This window comes from Pseudomonas sp. LARHCG127, from assembly GCF_052871455.1.
In genome coordinates this window covers 17293-34429 of sequence record NZ_JBIXJT010000013.1, presented here as the reverse complement: position 1 = coordinate 34429, position 17137 = coordinate 17293, and the positions used below count along the sequence as shown (strand labels likewise).

Genomic DNA, 17137 nt, shown 5'->3' with positions numbered 1-17137 from the left:
CCCTGGCTGCCCCAATATTTTTTAGAATTCAGGCCTGCACTTGGCTGATGCCGACCTGTCGTAACGCGGTTGCCAGGCTGTCGACCTGATGTTGTTCAGTGTCCTTGAGCTGTTGCAGTTGCTGACCCAGGGTGGGCGCCCCGAACACCCCACGCACCCCTTGGGACACATCGCCGCCCTGCATCGACTGGCTGCCGAAGGCCTCCATCGACTCGCCCTCGGAACCAGAGTCCTGGTTGAACAGGGTCGAAAGCGTGCTGCTGCCGAACACCCCGCCATCACCCCCCCCAAAGCCCAGGAACCCCTGGCCGCTACCGTCGCCGGCGGCGTCAGTGCTGAACACCTGGGCGATATAGCTCGGCGCCAGGGCGCCATGGTTGATGAAAATATCCCCGATCGGCCGCAGGCCCCCACCCACGTCCCGTTGCTCGAACAGCGGCGGGAAGCCCAGCGGCGAACCCAGGTTGCCGGTCGGCGGGGTAAAGACGATCGGTTGCAGCGGCACCTCGGACGGCGGGATCACCGTGACCGGGTCGGACGTCAGGAACTCCGGTGGCGGCTTCACGTCGTTGGGCACCACGGTGTCGATCGCATAGTTGTTGGACACCGCCACGCTGGCCCCGGCGTTGCTCGTCAGGTCGCTGACGTTGCTGGTGTCCAGGGCGATGAAGTTGCTCGGGTCGGTGAGGTTCACCGTTGGCGTGAATGTCGCCGTCCAGGTCTTGCCGCCGTCGCTGGTGGTCAGGTTGGTCAGTTCACCGTTGGTGACGCTGAGGTCCGACAGGTCGAAATCCGTCACCGCTTCGCTGAAGGTGAAGGTCACTTGGGTCGTCTCGCCCACCGTCAGGTCCGGATCGGCGACGACGATGGTCGCCGTCGGCCGGGTGGCGTCGAGTGCATAGTTGCTGGAAATCGCGATGCCCACCCCGGCGTTGCCGGCCAGGTCCTGCACAGTGCTGGCGTCGAGCAGAATCAGGTTGGTGGCATCGTTGACGCCCGCAGTCGGCGTCAGTGTCGCCGTCCAGGTCAGGCCGCCGTTACTGCTGGCGAGGTTGGACAACACGCCATTGGCGACGCTGAGGTCCGACAGGTCGAATCCGGACACCGCCTCGCTGAAACTGATGGTCACGGTGGTGCTCTGGCCAATGCCCAAGGTGGTATCGCCGACGGTGATGGTCGCGCCTGGACGAACCGTGTCGATCGCGTAGTTGTTGGAGTTCACCACGTCGACACCACTGTTGCCCGAGGCGTTGACCACGCCGCTGGTGTCCAGGCTGATCAGGTTGCTGGTGTCGGTGATGCTGGTGGTCGGGGTGAAGGTGGCCGTCCAGGTGACGCCGCCGTCGGAAGAGGAAACGTTGCTCAGCGTGCCGTTGCTGATGGTCAGGTCGCTGTTGTCGAAACCGCTGACCGCTTCCGAGAAGGTGATGGTGACCTGCGAGGTTTCCCCTATCCGCAGCGCACTGTCGGCCACCACGATGGTGGCCGTCGGGACGCGTGTCTCGACCGCATAGTTGGCCGAATCGGTCGTGCCTGTCCCGATGTTGCCGGCCGCATCGCTCACACCGGTATTGTCCAGGGTGATCAAGTTGCTGGCGTCGGTCACGCCCAGGGTCGGCGTAAACGTCGCGGTCCAGGTCAGGCCGCCGTCGCTGCTGCTGACGGCGCTCAGGGTGCCGTTGGCCACGCTCAGGTCAGCGTTGCTGAAACCCGTCACCGCCTCGCTGAAGGTGATGGTCACCTGGGCAGTTTCGCCCGGTTTCAACACCGAATCGCTCAGCACAATGGTGGCAGTCGGACGCTGGCTGTCGACGCTGTAGTTGTTCGAATCGGTGGTGCCGCTGCCGGCGTTGCCCGCCAGGTCGGCGACACCGCTGTTGGCGAGGGTGATGAGATTGCTGGTGTCGGTGATGCCAACAGCAGGCGTGAAGGTCGCGGTCCAGGTGATGCCGCCGTCGCTGCTGCTCAGCCCGCCGAGCGTACCGTTGGCGACGCTCAGGTCGGCGTCGGTGAAGCCCGTCACGGCCTCATTGAAGGTGATGGTCACCAGCGAAGTTTCACCTGCGGCGATGGCCGTGTCGGCAACGACGATGGTTGCCGTTGGACGCACGGTGTCGATGGCGTAGTTGTTCGAATCGGTAGTGCCGACGCCGGCGTTGCCCGAGACGTTGACGACACCTGTATTGTCCAGGGTGATCAGGTTGCTGGTGTCGGCAATGCTCGCGCTCGGCGTGAACGTGGCCGTCCAGGTAACGCCGCCGTCGGAGGACGACACATTGCTCAGCGTGCCGTTGCTGATGGTCAGGTCGCTGTTGTCGAAACCGCTCACTGCTTCGTTGAAGGTCATGGTTACCTGGCTGGTTTCACCGATGCTCAGGGACGTATCGGCCACCACGATGGTCGCCGTCGGCACCTGGGTGTCGATGGCGTAGTTGGCCGAGTTGGTCGTGCCCGTGCCGGTGTTGCCCGCCGCGTCGCTTACGCCGCTGTTATTCAGGACGATCAGGTTGGTCGCGTCCCGCACGCCGAGGGTCGGCGTGAAAGTCGCGGTCCAGGTCAAGCCGCCATCGCTGCTGCTGACAGCGCTGAGTGTGCCGTTGGCAACGCTCAGGTCCGAATTGTCGAAACCGCTGACCGCCTCGGAGAAGGTGATGGTCACCAACGAGGTCTCACCGACACTGAGGTTGGAGTCGGCCAGCACGATCGTTGCGGTGGGACGTTCAGTGTCCAGCGCATAATTGTTGGAGTCGGTGCCGCCGACGTTGACGTTGCCGGCCAGGTCGACGATGCCGCCACTGTTGAGCGAGATGACGTTACTGGTGTCCGTGACGCCAGCGGTCGGCGTAAAGGTCGCGGTCCAGGTGATGCCGCCGTCGCTGCTGCTCAACCCTGAGATCACGCCGTTGGCGACCGTCAGGTCGGCACTGGTGAACGCCGTCACGGCCTCGCTGAAGGTGATGGTCACCAGCGAAGTCTCGCCGGCGGCAATGGCCGTGTCGGCCACGACGATGGTCGCGGTCGGACGCACCGTGTCGACCGCGTAGTTGTTCGAGTCGGTAGTGCCCACACCGGCATTGCCCGCGCCGTTGATCAAGCCAGTGTTGTCCAGGGTAATGACGTTGCTGGTATCGGAAATGCTCGCGCTCGGCGTGAACGTGGCCGTCCAGGTGACGCCGCCGTCGGTGCTGCTCATGGTGCTCAGGGTGCCGTTGCTGACGGTCAGGTCCGCATTGTCGAACCCGCTGACCGCCGAGTTGAAGGTCACGGTGACCACGGTGGTTTCACCGATGCTCAGAGACGAGTCGGCCACCACCACGGTCGCCGTCGGCACGTTGGTGTCGATGGCGTAGTTGTTGGAACTGGTCGTGCCGGTGCCGGTGTTGCCCGCCCCATCGTTGATCCCGGTGTTGTTCAGGACAATGAGGTTGGAGACGTCGGTGACCCCGAGGCTGGGCGTGAACGTCGCGGTCCAGGTGATGCCGCCATCGCTGCTGCTGACCGCACTCAGCGTGCCGTTGGCTACGCTCAGGTCCGAATTGTCGAAACCTGTGACCGCCTCGCTGAAGGTAATGGTCACCAGCGACGTTTCGCCGACGCTCAGCGCCGTGTCGGCCACCACGATGGTAGCGGTCGGACGCTGGGTATCGACGGCGTAGTTGTTGGAGTCGGTGGTGCCGCTGCCGGTATTGCCCGCGCCGTCCACCACCCCCGTGTTATTGAGGGTGATCAGGTTGGAGGCATCGCTGACGCCCGCGCTCGGCGTAAAAGTCGCGGTGTAGGTAATGTTGTCGCTGGTGCTCAGGCCGCTCAGGCTGCCGTTGGTGACACTCAGGTCCGCCAGGGTGAAACCGGTCACCGCCTCGCTGAAGGTGATGGTCACCACCGAGGTTTCGCCCACGGCGATGGCCGTGTCGGCGACCACGACGGTGGCGGTCGGACGCGCGGTGTCGACGGCGTAGTTGTTGGAGTCGGTGGTGCCGCTGCCAGCATTGCCCGCCGCGTCGCTCACGCCGGTGTTATCCAGGGTGATGAGGTTGCTGGTGTCGCTGGTGCTGGCGCTTGGCGTGAGCGTCCCGGTCCAGGTAATGCCGCCGTCGCCGCTGCTCAGGCCGGTGACCGTGCCGTTGGCGACCGTCAGGTCGGCGGTGGTAAAGCCGGTCACCGCTTCGTTGAAAGTAATGGTCACCAGCGAGGTTTCGCCGACGCTCAGGGAGGTGTCGCTCACGACGATACTGGCGGTTGGGCGCTGTGTGTCGACGGCGTAGTTGTTGGAACTGGTGGTGCCGCTGCCGGCGTTCCCGGCCGCGTCCGCCACACCGGTATTGGCCAGGATGACCAGGTTGGTGGCATCGCTGATGCTGGCGCTCGGGGTGAGCGTCGCGGTCCAGGTGATGCCGCCGTCACCGCTGCTCAGACCGCTCAAGGAGCCGTTGGCCACGGTCATGTCCGCCAGGGTGAAACCCGTGACGGCCTCGCTGAAGGTGATCGTGACCAGGGACGTTTCGCCGATGTTCAGCGCGTTATCGGCCACCACGATGGAAGCGGTCGGACGCTGGGTATCGACGGCGTAGTTGTTCGAGTCGGTGGTGCCGCTGCCGACGTTGCCGGCCAGGTCGGCAATGCCACTGTTGGTCAGCGTGATCAGGTTGCTGGTGTCATCGATGCTGGCGCTCGGGGTGAGCGTCGAGGTCCAGGTGATACCGCCGTCACCGCTGCTCAGCCCGCTCAAGCTGCCATTGGCAGCGGCCAGGTCCGCCAGGGTGAAACCACTCACCGCCTCGGTGAAGGTGATCGTCACTACGGAGGTTTCACCGATCCTCAGCGCGGTATCGGTCACTACGATGGTGGCCGTCGGGCGTTGCGTGTCAATGGCGTAGTTGTTGGAGTTGGTCGTCCCCACGCCGGCGTTGCCATTGAGGTCGGCCACGCCCGTGTTGTTCAGGACAATGAGATTGGAGGTATCGGTGACAGTCGCATCCGGTGTCAGCGTGGCCGTCCAGGTGATGCCGCCGTCACTGGTGCTCAGGCCGCTGATCGAGCCGTTGGCGACGGTCAGGTCGGCCGTGGTGAAGCCGGAGACGGCCTCGGAGAACGTGATGGTGACCGTCGAGGTCTCGCCAATCCTGAGGGCCGTGTCACTCACCACGATGGACGCCGTAGGCGCCACGGTGTCGTTGACGATGTAATTGTTCGAATCGGTGGTGCCCACCCCGGCATTGCCGGCCAGGTCGGCCACGCCGGTATTGTTCAGGGTGATGATGTTGGTGGTGTCGGCGATGTTGCTGGCCGCGGTCAACGTACCGGTCCAGGTGATGCCGCCGTCGCCACTGGTCAAGGTGCCGACGGTGCCGTTCTGCACCGTCAGGTCCGCCGCGGTGAGGCCGGTCACGGCTTCGGAGAAGGTGATGGTCACCGTCGACGTGCCACCGGAGTTCAGGTTGGTATTGGCCACCACGACGGTCGCGGTGGGCGGCGTCTCGTCCGGCACATAGTTGGTGTTGATGGTGCCGCCATCGCCGTAGACGTTGGCCACCGACGCTGGCGAAACACCTGCGGTGCCCGCACTCGTCCCACCCACGCCGCTGCCGCCGACGTTGCCGGCCAGGGCGGCGAAGTTGGCGGCAGTGATCAGGATCGAGCCCTTGTTCCAGATGGCACCGACACCGACACCGCCCGCACCACCTGCCTGGAGATAGCTACCGCCCGCCCCGCCGCCACCACCGCCACCACCGGCGCCGACGTTGTTGGAAATGGTCGAGTTGCCGATGATCCGCAGGGTCGCGCCGGTGTCGTTATAGATACCACCGACCGCACCGCCGCCGTCGCCGCCGAAGTTGTCATACCCGTCACCACCGCCGCCACCGCCGATGGACAAGCCACCGCTGGAGGCCGTGCCGCCGGCCGAACCGGTGCTGTAGCCCGGATACGCCGCACCACCCGCGCCACCCGTGGTGGAACCGCCACGCCCGCCAATGTTGAAGAAACCGCCGCCCGCGCCGCCCTGCCCGGCCGAGCCATTGGAGCCCGTGGAGTTGAGCGTGTCGCCGCCCTTGCCGCCGATACCGCTACCGACCGCACCACCGCCACCGCCGCCGCCACCGGCGTACTGCGGCGTCACACCGCCGCCGCCACCGCCGCCTGAAGCGGCGTTCGCGGTGACCGTAACGTTGCGCAGGGTCAAGGTGCCGGCGTTGTAGATGCCGCCGCCCTGGGACACCAGCGCATCGTCGCCGCCATTACCACCGTTGCCTGCCACCATGCCCCGGGTGATCACCAGGCCATCGAGGGTGGCCGTGGTGCCGGACGTCACTTGCATGATCTGGGTGCGGTTCTGGCCGTCGAGGGTCACGTCGGCGACGTTGTCATTGTTCAGGTCACCATCGATGGTGACGTTCCTGTTGACCACCAGCACCTGGGTCAGGGCGACGGTCATGCTGGTATTGAACGTGACAATGTCGCCGTTCTGCGCGGACGTCAGGGCGGCGCGCAGGGAGCCCACGCCGCTATTGAGGTTGTTGGTGGCGGTCCAGGTAGCCAGGCCCCACTGGTACTCGCTCATGGCATTGGCCGAGAGCACGTTGGCGCTTTCGATGGTGCCGGTGGCGATTTCCAGGTCCCAGTCGCCACCCAGGCCGGTGCGGTCGTTGGACGCCGCCACATCGCGGCCGGTCAACTGCGCCAATGAATCCACCAGGCTCAAACCACGCTCGCCTTCGGCGGTGTAGCAGCCATAGATCAGGATATCGCCACCGGCGTTCATGTCCTGGCCGATCTGCGCCAGCACTTCGCTACGGGCCTGGACGTTATCCGCCGACAGGTAGCTGTTGCCCAGCCACAAATCACCGGCGTTGCCGTGGGCGATGATCTGCACCGAGCTGACGCCCTGGTGGGTGTCCAGGTAATCGGCAATCTGCTGCAAGCCGTCCTTCGTGGCATCCAGCTGTACGACCTGGGTACCGGGCGCCACGCCTTCGAGCAGGCTGGCGGAATCCTTGACCCGGGAATCGACAAACACCACGGATTTGCCCGGCACGGCAGCCTGGGTGGCATCGACCTGGCCCTGGGGCGCATGGGTATCGGTCGCCTGGTCCGCCGTTGGCGTCTTGGCCGCCTCGGCAGTGGGCTGCGCGTCCGGCTGCGCGGCATCGGCCACGGTGGCCGCCACCGCGCCGTCGAACAGCATTCGCGGTTCCAGGGACATGATCATTGGCGATGCCAGGGCCTGTGTGCCCTCGGTTACCCGCGATTTGCCTTTGCTCCACCACATGACGATCACCTGGACTCGAACTTTCTGAAACGCAAATGAAAAAAACCGCAGTCAGCTGACGGCGGCGTCGGTTTTCATACGAATGACATTGGCGGCGCTTGCTGACCCATCGCGCCAGAACGACAACTCGGCATACTTTTCAAACAGGTCCGGCGGCAACAAGGTCCGCCGGGCTTGCGGCGCGACCTTGGGCTTGACCTTATGCAGGCCGGCCACGCCCAAGGCCTGGTCGAAGGCCGGTGCGTCGTAGGTCAAGTGATTGAAATCGTGTTCGAACCAGGGCTCGCCGATGAACTCGTACACCAGGCGCATCACCCGCTCCGGGGCCTGGCTCAACAAGTCGTAGTCGACGATCAGCAGCGACTCGGCGTTCTCGCCGTAATAGGCCTCTTTGAGCGCCGTCCAGGCGAACCCCACCAGGCGGTTGCGCTGGGCCAGGGTTTCACAGCGGCTGTAGACGGTGTTGCGCTCGTCATCGTCATTGAACAGCTTGGTGTTCTCGAACGGGTTGGCACGGTAGAGCCGCTCCAGGCTGTCGAGCACCCAGGCCACGTTGCGCACACAGGCGATGGTCTTGGCTTGGGGGAACAGGTCCTGCAGGGCTGGCAGGCGGGCACACCATTGGCGGTTGGTGTCGAAGATGACCGGCTTGTCGGCTTTGTCGGCGTAGTAGGAATCGAAGAGGCCGCGCAAGAGGCGGCGGCGCAGGTCGGTGTCGATCACCGAGCCGAACTCGCTGCCGGCGCTGCATTGCTGCAGGACGCTGTTGAACAGCGTGCCGACGGGACTGGTCATGCCGGCATGAAAGCGCGGGTTCTGCAACAAAATGGCAGAGAGCAGGGTCGAGCCTGAGCGCGGCAAACCGGAAATGAAGTGAAACTGCGGCAATCCATTCACCTTTGTTTGTAGTCCTTTTGTAGCCGAAGCGTAGCCGAGGAAACAATCTTCGCCTAGTAGTACTTTGATATCAGATTCATCCCAAGCCATAAAAGAAGATGGACGGTAGCGACGCTCGGGAACCTGAATCGATTAAGCCGTGTCGCGACATTTTTCCGCCCGCTTCGCTCGGCAAAATCAAACATCCCGGTCTACGCTCAGCCGTGCGTGACCAGGCCAGGGAAACAAGGAGTCGGGCTGATCGCACTCTTGTCCTTCACGTCCGGGCACTGCAAGAACCAATCACCTGAAGGATGAGGAATCTATGGAAGTATTCATCGGCACTATCCAGTCGTTCGCCTTTAACTTTGCACCCAGGGATTGGGCGCTGTGCAACGGGCAGACGCTTGCCCTTTCCCAGTACCAGACCTTGTTCGCCCTGATCGGCGTGACCTACGGAGGCAACGGCCAGACCACCTTCATGCTACCCAACCTGCAAGGTCGCCTGCCCATGGGCCAAGGCAGTGGCCTGGGCCTGACCCCGCGGGTCATCGGAGAGATATCCGGCACCGAAAACGTCACGGCAACGCTCAACAACCTGCCCAACCACACCCATGCCCTCACCGGCATTACCGCTTCCACTACCCTGCAGTTGGCCAACCCGGCCAGCAACCCGGTGAATACGCCCACGGCAACCAACTCGTTCATCGGCACCTCGGGCACCGGGCCGGGCTCGGCGGCGATCTATTCCGACCAGATAGGCGCTTCGCCAGTGCCGCTGCAAGGCGTGACCACCACGGTCAACGGCACGGTCGCCCCCACCGGCGGCAACACGCCGATGACGGTCATGAACCCGTTCCTGGCCATCAACTTCAGCATCGCCCTTCAAGGCTACTTCCCGTCCCGTAACTGATGAGCCGCCGGAGGGCTGCGGTCCTCCGGCCCTTTGGAGTGTCGACATGCTGCAACAGGTTCATAGCCGCCATTTCCAACCGCTGCTGGGCCAGACCGGCAGCCTGACCCTCCCCGACGGCAGCTGCCTGCCGGTGCGCTTCGAAACCCTTGAAGAAAGCCCACGGGCGAAGATGCCGAACACCGCGCGGATGCCGTTCAGCGTGGAATTCAACAGCCTGGAAGGTACTGAATTCGTCGACGGACTCTGCGCTCTGGAAGTGCCGGAACTGGGCAAGATCGAGGGGGTGTTCGTATCACGGATACCGCCCATGGGGCGGGATCCGACGCTGGGGTATTTCTACATCGCGTTTAATTAACGACTGATGAGAGCCCTGTGGGAGGCCGGGGTACAAGCAAGAATAGCGGTCGCCACAAGTCCTTGTGGGAGCGAGCTTGCTCGCGATGGCGGCGGGTCAGCTTGCATCCATGCGGGATGTGCCGCACGCATCGCGAGCTCGCTCCCACATGGGCCATGCATGGGGTAGATCAGTTGCCTTTCGGATACCAGACCAACCGCTCCGCCGCCGGGTTGCGCTCTTGCACTTCGAAGCCCAGCGCCAGGTAGTGCCGACGGGCGTGGGGGTTGCTGGCCCAGACCACGGTCGCCACCGGGCAGCGGATCTGTTGCGCGGCTTTCTGCACCCCTTGCAACACCGCCCGGCCATAGCCCTGGCCACGGGCCTGGGGGATGAAGGCCAGGTACAGCACGCGAATCTCATTGGGGCCGAAATCCGTACTCAAGGCGCCAATCGCAGTGCCGAGTTTTTCCACGACGTAATGCATGGCGTTGGGGAAGTTCTCGCCCAACCCTTGCTCCTGCACTTGGAACTGCTGGGCAATCACCTGCTGTACCTGTTCATGTTCGCCGTCGATCCATTGCAGGTCCGGCCGCGCCGCCTGGTACAGGCCCTGCAGGAACGGACCATCGCTGATCCGCGATGGACGCACCACCAACCCCTCTGCCGCCACCGAATCCATGCTTGCCCCCTAGGCCTAGAACCCGCTTTCCCTGACACCCAACGCCGCCAACCGACGCCAGGCCGCTCCCAACACCGACTCGCCCTCGCCCTGCAACACCGCCACGCCACGCAGCGGCTGCACCGGAGCGGACGTGGCGTCCACCGTACTCAGGCGCACGCCGTACTGGGCCTGGACCGGCTCGGCCCGTTGTTGCGAGTCGCGGCGCACCGCAATCGGCCCGTGATGGTCGGACGTCAACGCTTGCTGTTCGACCCAGGCCACGCCGTTGGTGTCGATTTCATTCAACCGCACGGCCATCGATGTGTGCATCGGATCGTCAGCGATGAACCGGCCCGTGGCACCCGGCCCGACCCGCCAAAGCTCGGCTTCGGTGAGGTAGCCGCGCAACCGCGAATCGGTCTGCACCACCCGCGCCAGTGCCTGTGTGGGTGACAACCAGCGCCCTATCGACAGTTGCGGCAACACATCGCGCACCTGGCCGGCATGGGGCGCACGCAACAACAGCCGTTCGCGCTGGGCCACCAGGCCGCGGTACTCGGCCACCGCTTCGGCCAGTTGCTGTTCGACGATGCCGGCATCGGCGGCGGTTTCGCTGCGCCCGGCCTGACGGCGCATCTGCAACTGCTGGATCTCGATTTCCCGGCGCACAATGGCCAGGCGCGACGCCATGTCCGGCGACTCCAACTCAATCAGCACATCGCCTTGGGCCACGGTCTGGCCGTCGTGCACATTCACCTGCTTGACCCGCGCCGCCACCGGCGCATGCAAGGCACTGGCGCGCCCGGCCTCGAGCATGGCCGGCACTTCCACCGCGCTGCGCCAAGGGAGCAGCAACACCAGCAGCAGCGCCAGCAACACCAGGCCACTCAGGAGCATCCGCCCGCCGTGGGCTTGCTCACGACGACTCCACCATTGCCGCCACTCATTCACGATGGGCATGAAAATGAACCACACCAATTCCACCATCATTAGAAAAATGCCCAGCACCTTGAAGAACAGGTGATAGACCGCCAAGGCAATCCCGAAAAACAACAATGCCCGCCACAGCCACGAGCCATAACCCCACACCAGCAAACGCCGACGCATCTTCGGCGACCAGGGTTCCGGCGCCGCCGCGCCATACCCGAACAAGGCTTCGCGCAGGCGCCAGCGACACAGGGCAAACGCCCGCCCCTGAAGGTTATCCACCGCCCAGAAATCACTGAGCAGGAAATACCCGTCGAAGCGCATGAAGGGGTTCAGGTTGATGATCAACGTGGTGATCCAGGTGGCGCTGGCCAACATGAACGCCGCGGTACGTGCCGGCCCGTCGGGCAACAGCGACCAGGCCAGCAGCGCGATGCACGCCAGCAGCAATTCGGCCAGCACCCCACCGGCACCGATCAGCAACCGTGCGCGGCGATCCCTGATCCGCCAGGCGTCGCTGACGTCGGTATAGAACATCGGCAACAGCACCATGAACGCCACGCCCATGCTCTGCACCCGGCAACCGGCGCGCTTGGCCATGAAGGCGTGGCCGAACTCGTGGCACAGCTTGGCGAAGAGCAACGCCGCCCCGAACGCCAGCGCACCGCCCAGGCTGAACAGGTGTGGAAACGTCGCGACGAATCGCTGCCAGTCCCGCGACACCAGGAAGATGCCGAGACCCAGGGTCAGCGGCAGGCCATAGCGCAGGATCCCGGGGCCGAACCGCGCCAACCAGGGCCAGGCCCGATTGAGGAAGGCGTCCGGGCGCCACAGCGGAATGCGAAAAAACAGGTACTGATGCAGCAGGATCTGCCACACGCTCTGGCGTTGTGCAGCGGTCTTGAACAGATAGCTGTCGCGCTGTTGCGGGTCCATCGCGCTGATCAGGTCATGACCACGCAAGAAGCCCAGCAGTTGCTCCAGCGATTCGCCATTGAGCGGCAGGCCCGGCTCGCGGTTCGCGGCCTGCAGTACCTGTTCCGGATCGCCCAGGGACCAGTGCCGCAACATGCGCATCGCCGCCGCGCCCAGTTTGAAATAGCGCCCGCGCACCGGATCGGCCAAGGTCCACTGCGGCGAACCGTCCGGGTCTGAGGCCGCCGGGGACAGTTGCAGGTCCGGCCGCAGGCTCGGCAAGTCCATGCTACAGGCCTACGCTCTGGCGCAGGCCGGCCAGCGGCCGCCGCAGCAGGTACAACGCCAGCGGGGCACGGTCGCCGAAGACCTTCGCCGTGCCTCGCAGGCCAATGCGCGGCGCCGTGGCATCGAAACGCGCATCCAATCGATACGCCAGTTGGCCGGCGGCGGTAGGCTGCGCTTCATAGGCCGAACGCTCGAGCCGGGCCAGGTGCCGCTGCAACGGGTCGCTGTCGAGAAACAACGCCACTTGCGCACCGGGCTCAAGGGCAATCGCGTCACCCACCGCCAATTCAATGCGTAACTCGGCCTGGTTTGGATCGGCGATTTCCATCAGCCGCTCACCGGTCTGCACGGGCTTGCCGAGCCAGCGCTCAGCGTCGGCAAACACCGCGATGCCATCCCGCTCGGCGCGCACTTCGCTGCGCTTGAGCAGTTCAAGTGCGTAGTTGCGCTCGGCGCGCTTCTGCTCGACGCGGGCAGCCAGCAGGTCAATCTTGGAACTGGATTCAGCGTCGGCAAACGAGCGCTGGGAATTGGCCTTGAGTTCGGCCTCGGCCACGCCCAACGCCCGCTCGGCCACATCGGCCTGGGCCTTGAGACTGGTACTTTCGAAACGCAACAACAGGTCGCCGTTCTTGACGCTCTGGTTGGGCTTGACCAGGAACTCGGCGATCACCCCATCCAACGGCGCCGCCACCACTTGCCCGCCCAGCGGTACCACTTCGGCCGGGGCCAAAACGGACTGGCGCACCGGGATCAGCAAGCCCAGCAGCAACAGCGCCACCAGCGCCACCTGGCGCTTGCGTGTCCAGCGCAGGCGCCATGGCTTGCGCGGTTGCAACGCCAACCACGCATGGCTGTAGGTGTCGCCCAGTTGCGACAGCAGCACTTGCTCCGGCGGCGTCCATGGCAGGTCGCGGGCCAACCACAAACCGCCGAACACCTGGCCCTGATGATCGATCAACGGCAGCCAGAACACTTGCCCGGCCGACAGGCTGCGCCAGTCTGCCCGGATGGATTCGCTCACCCCATCGGCGGCGATCACCCGGGCCTGGTTCAACAGGCCCTGTTTGAACAACTGCGCCACCGCCTGCTCGACAAACGCCACGAACGGCGCATTCGGCTCCACGGTACTGACGCCGGTCACGGCCTGGACCTTGCCGGCGATCAACAACGCGGCGTGGCGAAAGCCGAACAGCGCCTGGCCGTCGTTGACCAGGCTGTAACTCAGCTGCTCCGGTGTACGCGCAGCCCTCGTCTGGCGCTCCAGATCGAGGAAGCGGGCGAACACCTGCTCGGTACTGCCCGTCACTGGCGCGTTCACTTCGACTCCGAGAAACGCGCCGTGCCGCTCATGCCGGACAGCAGGCCGCTGGCATCCGGCACGTTCGCCACCAGCAGCAGCGTCTGGCTGCCCTCGTCGATGCGCGCGCCCAGGCGCTTGACCGTCGCTTGCAACGGCTTGCCGGTTTCATCGGGGACGAAGGTAAAGGGTTGGCCGGGCTTGAGCCGGTCCATCCAGCGTGAAGGCACCAGCAGGTGAATCTCCAGGGTGCGGTTATCGACCACATCCAGCAATGGCGCGCCGGCCGCGACGCTTTCATAACGCTGGACCTTGCGCGCCACCACCTGTCCATCGAACGGCGCGATCACGCTGCAACGCTTGACCTGCACCTGGTACACCTGGGATTGCGCCTGGGCCTCGCTGAGCCGCGCCTCGGCCCGCGACACCTCGAAACGCCCAACGGATTTCAACGCCGCCAACTGCCGGTTATGGGCCAGTTCTTCACCGGCACCACGGCTGGCCGCCTGGGCCGCATTGAGCTGGGCCTGATAGGCCGAACAATCGAAACGCGCCAGGGTGTCACCCTTCTTGAACGACTCGCCCTCGCTGAACGGCAACTCGACAATCCGCCCGGCCAACTCGCTGGCCAACACTGCCTGGTCCCGTGCTCGAAGCACGCCACGCGCCTCGCTGGCCGACGCACTGGTCGAGACGTTGCTCTCCAGCAACGGATCGTCGGAAGCCGGCGTCTGCGCCTGAACCTCGCACGTGATGAAGGCCAATCCCACAACCCAACTGCTCAAACGTCGCATGACCGTTACTCCCTGACGGATGGGCGGAGTCTACGACAGCGGTGGGGGGCGTCAAGGGAGTAGCGGTGAAGAAGGGGGAATTCTCTGTGGCAACGGTGGTGTTGACCTCGCGATTTCTTCAACTTAGGATTCGCTCACTGCTCAACCCCGTACGCAGAGATTAAGTTCTCTGGCCGTTGGGGTGAAAACACCGGCTTCGGCCGGTTTTTTCGTTTCTGGGGATTGAGAACAGCTCCAGAGTTGAACGCACTCCTTGTGGCGAGGGAGCTTGCTCCCGCTGGACTGCGCAGCAGTCCCAAACCCTAACGCCTCGGTGTATCAGGCAGATCGCATTCAAATTGCTTGGGGTTGCTGCGCAACCCAGCGGGAGCAAGCTCCCTCGCCACAGGTTCTGTGATCGACGGATCATCGCGCTGCCTACTCCACCAACCTCAACACCCCATCGCAATACACCACCTCGCGCCCCAACCAAGCCACATCCACCTGAGGCAATACCGCCGAAGGCTTGCGCAATTCACGCAGCAGCGTCGAGCCGTGGGACAGGCGGCCACCCATGCGCGCGATCACCGCACGGGCGCTTTGATAGTGGGCGTGGCGACCAGGGTCCAGGGTGTCCTCCAACAGGATATCCTCGCCCAAAATACCTTGAGCCTGCCCCGGGTAAATCAAGAAACCACTCGCCTGCTCGGTGCCTTCACGGCCGTCCTGCCAGAAGCTGCCGTCACGGCTACGAATGTCCGGGTGCGGGGTGAACCAATACGCCCGGTCCACCGCCGGCATGGCGTGATGCAAGCGAAAGAAAATCCGCATCAGGTTGTCGCGATACCATTCGCGCACTTGCAAGTAATAACCGCGCAGCCCCGGCAGGCCGGCGCCATGGGCCAGGCGAATCGCCAACGGCCATTGTGGGAAGGCCTGCAACGGCAGCTCGGTCGGTGCCGGGCGTGGCGTCGCTGGGTCGGTCTCCCACGGCAGCCGATGGGGGCTGTGTTCAAGGTTGTCATAGGCGGTCGGTGGCCGTCCCAGCCAGTCACCGCCACTGCTGGCCAAGGCGCTGGCGATGCACAGGTTGCCTTGCACCACGAACACGTAGAAACGGGTAAACCAGTCGGCCAGTTGCTGGCCGTCGGCGCCTTGTTCGGTCAGTTCGCGCAGCTCTCGGTCAAAACGTCGCAAGCCGTTTTCCAGCGTCAGCAAATGCCCCCGGGCGATGCGTTGCATGCGCAGGAACAACGGCAGCGAACGCAGCAGGCGCAGTGGCCGCCAAGGCAGGTGAGGGGTGGCCCCACCGACTTCGCCGGCGTAGCTGCTGGCGCTGATGCCCCAGTCGGCCAGCCGGGCGAGAAACAGGTCATTGTTGATGTACGAAGCGCCGCCAAACACTGCCGTGAAGGGCTCGTTGTCCTGCAGCACCCGCGAATCCCAACGCGCCATGATCGCCGGAATGCTCGCCGCCGCGCGGCGCTGGGCGTACTCCACCAACACACTGGGTCGGGGCGGCAGGATCTCGGCGATGTTGGCGGCGGTCAGATGGCGGCGCCAGCCGTAGTCGCTGATCGGCCGGTATTGCAGCAACCACAGTTGGGTACCGTCCCAGGCCCATTCGACGTCGCCGGGCACGTAGTGAAAGACCCGCAATACGCCTTGGAGAAAGCGCCATAGCGCCTCGGCGGTCAGGCCGAGGGATGGCTTGAACGTGCCGCTGTTCCATGACTCGCCGAGACGGGAAATAACCGCCCGCTCGGGGCTCACTTGGCCATCGGCCAACGACTCCAGGTGCCCCTCGACCCATTCCAGTTCAACGGACAGGTGACGCACGAACGCGATCCCGGACAGCCGTGGCGCGATGAAGCGCTGCACCACCACTTCCTCGACACCCGCCGCGCTCAACTCGGCAATCCGCGCTGGCACGTTGTGCGTCGGTTCGCGCAGGTACGTGGTGCTCAAGCCCGCATTGGCCGCATCGGCCTGGTCCTCACCGTAACTGGAGGAACGCACCGCCCAGGTAGCGTCCGGCTGGCCGTCCAAAAAAACCCGCAGGCGCGGATCATCGCAATGGTTGAGCGACAGTGCCGCCGGCACCGGCTGCCCCGCCAGCGCCGCGAGACGCAAGCGGCCGCCTTTGGTATGCGCGACAAAACCACGCTCGCCAGACTCCAGCCATGCCGTGAATTCAGCGGGCGAGTCGATCCATGGGTAGTGGCCCCAACCGGGCTTCAGGCTGATGGTCAGGTCGGCACGGGCCAGAATGGCCGACCAGGCCGCCGCCTGCGCGATGCCCAATACCTTGTCCTGATCGCCCCACACCAGTTCGACCGGGTCGGTGATCCATTCCAGCAACGGCAACGCGGTGTCGGCACGCACCAGGTCCCAGTGCGGCACAAAGGCTCGGCAACGAGCGTAGCCGGCGCCCATGCGTTGGTACTGCGCAGGCGTCCAGGCCTGGCTGGAGAACTTGTGGGCAAACAGCGTCGGCTTGTTCGCCAGCAGCCAATGAATGGTCTTGCGAATCGGCAGTGGCGACATCAATGCCGGCAGTCGCCGCTGCCACAAAAACGCGCCCACCGGCGCCAGCAACACGCTGCGGCAAAAATGCCCCGGCTGACGTTGCAAGGCGTGCAGCACCAGCAAGGCGTTGACCCCGACCGCCATGATCGCGCTGCCCTTGTCCGTTGCCGCCAGCAACGCCTGCGCGTAGGCCGCCAGGTCTTCGCAAGGAGCTTGGGAGTTGTTGCCAAAACCGGGCAGTTCCAGCGGCACCACGTCGTGGTGTTGAAAATGCGGCAACGCGTCGTCCCACCAATCGGCGGCGCTGCCGTTGCCGGCCAGCAGGTACATCCGGGGCTTGCTCATGGG

General features: G+C 64.6%; 9 protein-coding genes. 2 read left to right on the top strand and 7 right to left on the bottom strand.

All coding sequences use genetic code 11. The annotated features are described in order from the left end of the window. Window positions 1–28: 28 nt before the first annotated feature. On the bottom strand, window positions 29–7267 hold the full coding sequence (locus ACIPQ1_RS21335; RefSeq protein WP_446534735.1) for an Ig-like domain-containing protein: 7239 nt from the start codon (window positions 7265–7267) through the stop codon (window positions 29–31). Between the two features lie 51 nt (window positions 7268–7318). After that, window positions 7319–8164, bottom strand: a complete 846-nt coding sequence (locus tag ACIPQ1_RS21330) for a sulfotransferase family protein (RefSeq protein ID WP_411386162.1) — start codon at window positions 8162–8164, stop codon at window positions 7319–7321. Window positions 8165–8468: 304 nt separating this feature from the next. Between ACIPQ1_RS21330 and ACIPQ1_RS21325 the strand changes: the two genes are divergently transcribed. Both ACIPQ1_RS21325 and ACIPQ1_RS21320 read left to right on the top strand, forming a co-directional pair. Then, entirely contained in the window at window positions 8469–9056 is a 588-nt protein-coding gene (locus ACIPQ1_RS21325) for a phage tail protein (RefSeq protein ID WP_411386161.1), read from the top strand. 46 nt (window positions 9057–9102) lie between these two features. Beyond that, window positions 9103–9414, top strand: coding sequence for a DUF6916 family protein (locus tag ACIPQ1_RS21320; RefSeq protein WP_250964233.1), 312 nt, complete (start codon window positions 9103–9105; stop codon window positions 9412–9414). Window positions 9415–9583: 169 nt separating this feature from the next. Here the strand turns inward: ACIPQ1_RS21320 and ACIPQ1_RS21315 are convergent, their stop codons facing one another. From ACIPQ1_RS21315 to ACIPQ1_RS21295, 5 genes are all read right to left on the bottom strand, one after another. After that, the gene (locus tag ACIPQ1_RS21315) at window positions 9584–10075 is read right to left on the bottom strand and encodes a GNAT family N-acetyltransferase (protein WP_186709457.1); all 492 of its coding nucleotides are present in this window, start codon (window positions 10073–10075) and stop codon (window positions 9584–9586) included. Between the two features lie 15 nt (window positions 10076–10090). Beyond that, on the bottom strand, window positions 10091–12187 hold the full coding sequence (locus ACIPQ1_RS21310; protein ID WP_411386160.1) for a biotin/lipoyl-binding protein: 2097 nt from the start codon (window positions 12185–12187) through the stop codon (window positions 10091–10093). Window position 12188: 1 nt separating this feature from the next. After that, window positions 12189–13508 (bottom strand): efflux RND transporter periplasmic adaptor subunit, encoded by a 1320-nt coding sequence (locus ACIPQ1_RS21305; protein ID WP_411386159.1) that lies wholly within the window; start codon window positions 13506–13508, stop codon window positions 12189–12191. Further along, the gene (locus ACIPQ1_RS21300; protein WP_250964236.1) at window positions 13505–14281 is read right to left on the bottom strand and encodes an efflux RND transporter periplasmic adaptor subunit; all 777 of its coding nucleotides are present in this window, start codon (window positions 14279–14281) and stop codon (window positions 13505–13507) included. Before ACIPQ1_RS21300 ends, ACIPQ1_RS21305 begins: the two co-directional genes overlap by 4 nt. 417 nt (window positions 14282–14698) lie before the next feature. Continuing rightward, window positions 14699–17134, bottom strand: coding sequence for an alpha/beta hydrolase (locus ACIPQ1_RS21295; protein ID WP_446534734.1), 2436 nt, complete (start codon window positions 17132–17134; stop codon window positions 14699–14701). Window positions 17135–17137 lie beyond the last annotated feature (3 nt).

Excerpts from the sequence above, each read along its gene's own strand:
- ACIPQ1_RS21315 (WP_186709457.1), bottom strand. The coding sequence starts at position 10,075 with ATGGATTCGGTGGCGGCAGAGGGGTTGGTGGTGCGTCCATCGCGGATC.
- ACIPQ1_RS21335 (WP_446534735.1), bottom strand. The coding sequence starts at position 7,267 with ATGTGGTGGAGCAAAGGCAAATCGCGGGTAACCGAGGGCACACAGGCC.
- ACIPQ1_RS21310 (WP_411386160.1), bottom strand. The coding sequence starts at position 12,187 with ATGGACTTGCCGAGCCTGCGGCCGGACCTGCAACTGTCCCCGGCGGCC.
- ACIPQ1_RS21295 (WP_446534734.1), bottom strand. The coding sequence starts at position 17,134 with ATGAGCAAGCCCCGGATGTACCTGCTGGCCGGCAACGGCAGCGCCGCC.
- ACIPQ1_RS21325 (WP_411386161.1), top strand. The coding sequence starts at position 8,469 with ATGGAAGTATTCATCGGCACTATCCAGTCGTTCGCCTTTAACTTTGCA.
- ACIPQ1_RS21300 (WP_250964236.1), bottom strand. The coding sequence starts at position 14,281 with ATGCGACGTTTGAGCAGTTGGGTTGTGGGATTGGCCTTCATCACGTGC.
- ACIPQ1_RS21320 (WP_250964233.1), top strand. The coding sequence starts at position 9,103 with ATGCTGCAACAGGTTCATAGCCGCCATTTCCAACCGCTGCTGGGCCAG.